At 63.4% G+C, this 6,815-nt stretch carries 8 protein-coding genes and 1 pseudogene; 5 read left to right on the forward strand and 4 right to left on the reverse strand.

Annotated features, from left to right (window positions below):
- The first annotated feature begins 116 nt into the window (after positions 1–116).
- The 5 genes from ctrA (at position 117) to AC0L3J_RS24455 (ending at position 3,846) form a co-directional block, all read left to right on the forward strand.
- The gene (gene ctrA, locus AC0L3J_RS24435; RefSeq protein WP_007600544.1) at positions 117–818 is read left to right on the forward strand and encodes a response regulator transcription factor CtrA; all 702 of its coding nucleotides are present in this window, start codon (positions 117–119) and stop codon (positions 816–818) included.
- A 171-nt stretch (positions 819–989) separates the two neighbouring features.
- Positions 990–1,394, forward strand: coding sequence for a DUF350 domain-containing protein (locus AC0L3J_RS24440; protein WP_473348569.1), 405 nt, complete (start codon positions 990–992; stop codon positions 1,392–1,394).
- 14 nt (positions 1,395–1,408) lie between these two features.
- The gene (locus tag AC0L3J_RS24445; protein WP_456765959.1) at positions 1,409–1,795 is read left to right on the forward strand and encodes a hypothetical protein; all 387 of its coding nucleotides are present in this window, start codon (positions 1,409–1,411) and stop codon (positions 1,793–1,795) included.
- A gap of 3 nt (positions 1,796–1,798) precedes the next feature.
- Positions 1,799–2,959: a glutathionylspermidine synthase family protein gene (locus AC0L3J_RS24450; protein ID WP_473348570.1), complete on the forward strand. Its 1,161-nt coding sequence runs from the start codon at positions 1,799–1,801 to the stop codon at positions 2,957–2,959.
- 248 nt (positions 2,960–3,207) lie between these two features.
- A complete protein-coding gene (locus AC0L3J_RS24455) occupies positions 3,208–3,846 on the forward strand; it encodes a response regulator transcription factor (protein ID WP_473348571.1) in 639 nt (212 codons plus the stop codon).
- A gap of 223 nt (positions 3,847–4,069) precedes the next feature.
- On the opposite strand, the gene AC0L3J_RS24460 is transcribed toward AC0L3J_RS24455, so the two are convergent.
- From AC0L3J_RS24460 to AC0L3J_RS24475, 4 genes and pseudogenes are all read right to left on the reverse strand, one after another.
- Positions 4,070–4,942: a CheR family methyltransferase gene (locus AC0L3J_RS24460; RefSeq protein WP_473348572.1), complete on the reverse strand. Its 873-nt coding sequence runs from the start codon at positions 4,940–4,942 to the stop codon at positions 4,070–4,072.
- Positions 4,939–6,129 carry a protein-glutamate methylesterase/protein-glutamine glutaminase gene (locus tag AC0L3J_RS24465; RefSeq protein ID WP_473348573.1) on the reverse strand — a complete coding sequence of 397 codons (1,191 nt, stop codon included), beginning with the start codon at positions 6,127–6,129 and terminating at the stop codon, positions 4,939–4,941. Before AC0L3J_RS24465 ends, AC0L3J_RS24460 begins: the two co-directional genes overlap by 4 nt.
- Positions 6,130–6,205: 76 nt before the next feature.
- Positions 6,206–6,571, reverse strand: coding sequence for a response regulator (locus AC0L3J_RS24470; RefSeq protein WP_007600538.1), 366 nt, complete (start codon positions 6,569–6,571; stop codon positions 6,206–6,208).
- Between the two features lie 73 nt (positions 6,572–6,644).
- Positions 6,645–6,815: pseudogene (locus AC0L3J_RS24475) on the reverse strand (chemotaxis protein CheW); the annotation flags it as partial.

Here is a 6,815-nt window from a genome sequence, read left to right on the forward strand (position 1 = left end):
CAGAATTTGTTAACCATCTGTTGTCAGGATCCGAATCAGTTGTTCAAAGGCGTTTTGTTGTGTGCCGCGAATGCGGCCGACCTGACGCCCAGGAGCGGCGACTATGGGGAACTGGCATGCGCGTTTTGCTGATTGAAGATGACAGCGCCGTCGCGCAGTCGATCGAGCTGATGTTGAAGTCTGAGAGCTTCAACGTCTACACGACCGATTTGGGGGAAGAAGGCGTCGATCTCGGTAAATTATACGATTACGACATTATCCTTCTCGACCTCAACCTGCCCGACATGTCCGGCTACGACGTGCTCAAGCAGCTCCGGGTCTCCAAGATCAAGACACCCATTCTGATCCTCTCCGGCCTCGCCGGCATCGAGGACAAGGTCAAGGGTCTCGGCGTCGGCGCCGACGACTACATGACCAAGCCTTTCCACAAGGACGAGCTCGTTGCCCGCATCCACGCGATCGTGCGCCGCTCCAAGGGCCATGCCCAGTCGGTGATCCAGACCGGCGACCTCGTCGTCAACCTCGACACCAAGACGGTGGAAGTCGGCGGCCAGCGCGTGCATCTGACCGGCAAGGAATACCAGATGCTGGAGCTGCTCTCGCTCCGCAAGGGCACGACCCTCACCAAGGAAATGTTCCTCAACCATCTCTATGGCGGCATGGACGAACCCGAGCTGAAGATCATCGACGTCTTCATCTGCAAGCTCCGCAAGAAGCTCGCGAATGCCTCGGAAGGCCGCAACTTCATCGAGACCGTGTGGGGCCGCGGCTACGTGCTGCGAGAGCCGCACGAGGTCGAAGAGCGCATTCCCGCCTGATCCTGGGTTTTACCCGCGAGCCCTTCGGGGCTTGCTCCTCCCAGCCTGGACCCCGCCGCAAATGGCGGGGTTTTGTTTTTTTGGGGACGCGAACGCGGCCTCATCGTCCTTGCGCCATTGAACCGCTATCCTTCCCCCGCCGACGAATGGTCGCTGCACGATGGGGAAACGATGATCCTGCAATCACTCGCCGGCCTGCCCGCCTTCCTGGTCTATTTCTGCACCGGGCTGATCACCATCGTGACGTACCTGTTCGTCTACACGCGCATCACGCCCTACAACGAATTCCAGCTGATCCGCGACAACGAGCCGGCCGCCGCGATCGCGCTCGGCCTCAGCCTGCTCGGCTTCGTGGCACCGCTGGTCAGCGCCATCGCGCATTCGGCCAATGTGCTGGATTGCCTGATCTGGGCGGTCGTCGCGCTGATCGTGCAGATCATCGTGCTCTTTCTGGTGAGGGTGCCGGTGCCGAATCTGCCGGCCCGGATCGCGGCCGGCGAGCTGGCGCCCGCCATCTGGCTCGGGCTGTCCTCGCTTGCCGCGGGCCTGCTCAACGCCGCCTGCATGATCTACTGACATGATCCACTGATATGGCCGACAAACCCTCCAAACAGCAGTTCGGCAAGCGCCGGCCGGCGGCAGGACCGCCGCCTGCGCAACAGCCGGTGAAGCGCTCCGGCCGCGTCGCGCTGCTGGTGATGGGCACGATCGCGGTCGGCACCACCGCTTACACGCTGATGCCGCGGCAGAATTGCGAGCCCACTCCTGTCGGCACGGACCCAGCGGTGCAAGCGAGCACCTCGTGCAGCAGCAGCCGCAGTTCCTCCAGCGGCGGCGGCAGCTCGTCGCGATCGAGCTTCTTCAGCAGCGACTCCTCGAGCCATTCCTCGTCCGGAACGTCGTCCGATTCAGGCTCCGGCGGCGTGAGCCGCGGCGGCTTCGGCTCGTTTGGCCATGGCTTCTCTGGCGGCGGCTGACCCATGCAACGCATCGTCTGCCCCGAGCGCGACGACTGGCGGCAGACCGCCGAACGATGCGGCTTCGCCTTTCACACCATCGACGGCGAGCGCTATTGGGACGAGCGCGCCTATTACGCCTTCACGCTCGACGAGATCGAGCGCGACATCGAGACGCCGACCGGCGAGATCGACGCGATGTGCCTGGAGCTCGCCGGCCGGGTGATCGGCGACGAGCGCCATCTGCGGCGCTTGAAAATATCCGACGCGTTCTGGAGCCTGATTGCCGAGAGCTGGGCACGAGACGACCGCAGCCTCTATGGCCGACTCGATCTGAAATTCGACGGCAAGGGACCGGCAAAGCTGCTCGAATACAACGCGGACACGCCGACCTCGATTTTCGAAGCCGCGGTGTTTCAATGGACCTGGCTCGAACAGGCGATCGAACGGCGCATCATCCCGTCGCGGGCCGACCAGTTCAACTCCATCCACGAACGACTGATCGAAGCGTGGAAGCAGATTGCTGCGGGGCGCCACGTCCATCTCACAGGCACCACAGGCAATGAGGAGGATGCCGGCACGCTTGCCTATCTCGAAGACACCGCGCGCCAGGCGGGACTGGCAACCACGCTGCTCGACATCGAGGCGATCGGCTGGCGCGATGATGCCGGCGGCTTCGTCGATCTCGACGACCGCGACATCGCGCTCGCCTTCAAGCTCTATCCCTGGGAATGGATGTTCCACGACAGCTTCGGCGCAAAGCTCAAGGACGCACCGACACGCTGGATCGAACCGCCGTGGAAGGCGGTGCTCTCCAACAAGGGCATCCTGCCGCTGCTCTGGGAGATGTTTCCGAACCATCCCAATCTGCTGCCGGCTTTCTTCGAGGACGATCCGCAGGCAGCCGAGCTCGGCAGCTCCTATGTGCGCAAGCCGCTGCTGTCGCGCGAAGGCGCCAATGTCACGCTGGTAGCAGGCGGAATGCCGCTCGACGAGCAGGCAGGCCCCTACGGCGCCGAAGGATTCGTGCGACAGGCGCTCGCACCGCTGCCGAACTTCTCAGACTTCTATCCGGTGGTGGGAAGCTGGCTGGTCGATCACGAACCCTGCGGCCTGTCGATCCGCGAGGACGAGAGCCCGATCACCGGCAACGGCTCGCGGTTTCTGCCACATGCGATCTTGTGAGGGATACCCTTCTTCCCTTCTGGGAGAAGGTCGCCGCGTAGCGCCGGATGAGGGGTTCTATTCGCGAGTTCAAAGCGTCAGTTGGATTCGCGGCTTGCGCATAGACAAAGGCAGGCACCGCGGCGGCGTGGCACAAAGTGCATAGAGACTTTTCGCACCGACAGATCAGCTATGTCTTAAAAGGGCGCACAAAGATACTTAGGCGCCCCGAATAGCGCGGTAGCCTCTCTGCAACGGAGAGGGGACCGGTGCCGGGGCTCGTGCATATCGTTGACGACGACCTGTCTTTCCTGACGGCCATGGAGCGTCACCTAAGGCGCGCCGGTTACGAGGTCGCCGTCTATGCGTCGGCGCAGGCGTTGCTGGACCGACTGCCGAACGACAGCATTCCGAGCTGCATCCTTCTCGATGTGCAAATCCCCGACTTGGACGGCCCTGCCCTCCAAAAACAATTGGGCGAACTCGGCTCGACATTGCCGATCATATTTCTCTCCGGCTATCGCGACATTCCGATCACTGTGCGGACCATAAAAGCGGGTGCGCAGGATTTTCTGAGCAAGCCGGTAAGCTCAGAAGACCTTCTTCGCGCAATCGCCGGAGCCTTGGCACACCATCGATCGTCACGAGACCTACAGAACATGCTGAACATGGCTCGTGCTCGTCTCGCTAAATTGACGCCGCGCGAGCGACAGGTCTTCGACCTCGTCGTTCGGGGCAAAATCAACAAGCAGATCGCACACACGCTCGGAACGACCGAGCGTACGATCAAAGCTCACCGCCACGGCTTGATGGAGAAAATGCAGGTTCGGTCGTTAGCCGAACTGGTTTCTCTTGCCGAGCGGATCGGCGTCTTGGACGGCGCATCCGACGAGGGAGGAACGGCCTGACAACCCCACCAGTTTCCAGGTACCTGCCGCTCCGTTGATCTACGTCAACGACGTTGAGCTTTCGTCTTTCGTCTCTCCGACAGCAGACGACGTCACATCGTCCACCACGCGGCGACAGGCACCGCGCGGGCCGACGTCTATCGGCCTAGCATCGGTCCGTTAAAGCAAAGCAGCTTCGAACGCGCGGCAACATCACGGCGCCGATAGGCGCGGGCCACGCGTCTCACCGCGCCGCTGCCACCTTCAACGACGGCGGCATCAATCCGCCCATCGGGCGGCCGGAGCGCGTCGGGTTGAGCTGATAGAGACCACGACGGTCAGTGATCGGGCGGAACGCGTCGGTGATGCCGACGACGGATTCGGCGGCGCCCAACAGCAGCGTGCCGTCGGCTTCCAAAATCTTCGCCATGCGCTCGAAGATCACGGCCTTGGTGTCCTGGTCGAAATAGATCAGCACATTGCGGCAGAAGATCACGTCGAACGTGCCGAGATGGGAGAAGTCCTGCAACAGATTGAGCTGGCGGAACTGCACCATGGCGCGGATGTCGGCATTGAGCTGCCAGACCTCGCCCGCTTGCGTGAAGTATTTCATCAGGTGCTGGATCGGCAGGCCGCGCTGCACCTCGAATTGGCTGTAGACGCCGGCCTTGGATTTCTCCAGCACCTCCTGCGACAGATCGGTGGCGACGATCTCGATGCGCCAGCCGGCGAAGGCTGCGCCCATCTCCTTTACGCACATCGCGATCGAATAGGGCTCTTGTCCCGTCGACGAGGCCGCCGACCAGATGCGCAGCGATTTGCGCGCCGCGCGCGCCCGAAGCAGCCCTGGCAGGATCGTTTCGCGCAAATGATCGAACGGGATCTTGTCGCGGTAGAAGAAGGTCTCGTTGGTGGTCATCGCCTCGACCACGTCGCTCGCAAGCCGCCCGTCGCCGTTCCTGATCTTCAGCACGAGATCGGGAATCCCGGCGAGGCTCGCCTTGCGGGCCAGCGGCAGCAGCCGGCTCTCGACCAGATACTGCTTGTCCGGCGAGAGATCGAGGCCGGAGCGCTCTTTCAGGAATTTACGCAGATAGTCGTAGTCAACCGGCGTCACGAGCGGTCTCCCGCGAACAGGCGATTGACCCGGCTGCCGATCTGGTTGAGCGGCAGGATCGCCGCGCAGATGCCGGCATTGGCCGCCGCGCCCGGCATGCCCCAGACCACGCTGGAGGCTTCGTCCTGCGCGATCACGCTGCCGCCGGCGGCGACGATGTCCTTGCCGCCGCGCATGCCGTCCGAGCCCATGCCCGTCAGGATCACGGAGAGGATGGCGCCATGCCAGATGTCGATGGCGGAAGTGAACAGCGGATCGACGGCGGGCTTGCAGAAATTGACGGCGGGGCCGTCGTCGAGCGCGATCGCCACATCGACGCCGCTACGCACGACGCGCATGTGCTTGCCGCCCGGCGCAAGATAGATGCGGCCCGGCTTCACCGGCTCGCCATCGACGGCTTCGGCTGCCGGCTTGCGGCTCGTGCGCGCCAGATGCTCGGCGAGAATGGTGGTGAAGGTCGGCGGCATGTGCTGGGTGATCAGCACCGGGACGCGGTCGATCACGGGGCCGAGCTCGGCGACGAGTGCCATCAGCGCCTGAGGACCGCCGGTCGACGAGCCGATCAGCAGCACCTTCGGTGCCTGGGTCGAGAACGGACGCGTGGACAGCGGCGAGGACGACGACGACGCATGCAGGGCCGGAGCGGCAGGCCGCGCGACAACCGGTCCACGTGCAGCCGGGGCCGGGCTTGCGGGCGCGAGCGGCGGGCTCCCAACCACGGGCTTGCGGCGCAGCCGTGCGCCGAGGTGGCGGATTTTCTGGATCAGGTCGTGGTGGAAGATGTCCGCAGCCGACGCCTCGCGCGTCGATTCCGGCTTCGGAATGTAGTCGGCCGCGCCGAGCGACAGCGCCTTGAAACTGATCTCCGCGTTGCGGCGGGTCAGCGTCGAGGCCATGATGATGACGAGATCGCGCTTCTTCGCCAGGAGTTGCGGCAGCGCCGAGATACCGTCGAGCTCCGGCATTTCGATATCGAGCACGGCAACGTCGGGGTTGATGCGTTCGATCTGGTTGACCGCCTCGAGCCCGGTGCGCAGCGAGGCCGCGACTTCCATGTCATGCTCGGCACCGACCCAGCGCGAGATCAGACCGCGAATGACGACGGAGTCATCGACGATCATCACCCGCAACGGTCCGGCTTCCCGCGACGAGCCCGGGGTCGAATTACCTGCGAACGCAACACTCATTTACTCACCAACTCAGACTGAAACGGTCAGTTGAAAACAAACGCCGAAGGAGCCGTTCAGCCTCCGGGACGGTCGCTCAGATAAGGCCGACTTCCTGGAATTTCGCCGTCACGATGTCCTTGTCGAAAGGCTTCATGATGTACTCGTTGGCGCCCGCGTGCAGCGCGCGCGCGATATGCGCGACGTCGTTCTCGGTGGTGCAGAACACGACCTTGGGCTGGTCGCCACCGGGCATGCGCCGGAGATGGCCGAGGAACTCGTAGCCGTCCATCACCGGCATGTTCCAATCGAGCAGGACCGCATCGGGCAAGCCGCGCTTGCAGGCCTCCAACGCTTTCTCACCGTCCTCGGCTTCGAGAATCTGGAAGTCGAGGCCTTCCAGGATCCGGCGCGCAACCTTGCGGATGACGCTGGAATCATCAACGACGAGACAAGTTCGCATGTGAACCTCTGCTTCCACCCCGTTTCGCGGGGGCACTTCCAATTGCAGGTACGTCGGCGGATGTGCCGGCGTATCAGGCCGCCATCATCTCGGGCGCGAGCTCGAGGACGCGGTCGACGTCGAGGACGACCATGAGCTGGCCGTCGAGACGGTGGACGCCGCCGGCAAGCTTGGCCATGCGGGGGTCGAGATTGACGGGGTTTTCTTCCATGCCGTCCTCGGCAAGCCGCAGCACTTCGCCGAT

This window comes from Bradyrhizobium sp. Kon37 (genome assembly GCF_055807535.1).

Bases quoted from the DNA above. Each gene is read 5' to 3' on its own strand.
- AC0L3J_RS24470 (WP_007600538.1), bottom strand. From the start codon at position 6,571: ATGCGAACTTGTCTCGTCGTTGATGATTCCAGCGTCATCCGCAAGGTT.
- AC0L3J_RS24440 (WP_473348569.1), top strand. From the start codon at position 990: ATGATCCTGCAATCACTCGCCGGCCTGCCCGCCTTCCTGGTCTATTTC.
- AC0L3J_RS24465 (WP_473348573.1), bottom strand. From the start codon at position 6,129: ATGAGTGTTGCGTTCGCAGGTAATTCGACCCCGGGCTCGTCGCGGGAA.
- AC0L3J_RS24450 (WP_473348570.1), top strand. From the start codon at position 1,799: ATGCAACGCATCGTCTGCCCCGAGCGCGACGACTGGCGGCAGACCGCC.
- ctrA (WP_007600544.1), top strand. From the start codon at position 117: ATGCGCGTTTTGCTGATTGAAGATGACAGCGCCGTCGCGCAGTCGATC.
- AC0L3J_RS24445 (WP_456765959.1), top strand. From the start codon at position 1,409: ATGGCCGACAAACCCTCCAAACAGCAGTTCGGCAAGCGCCGGCCGGCG.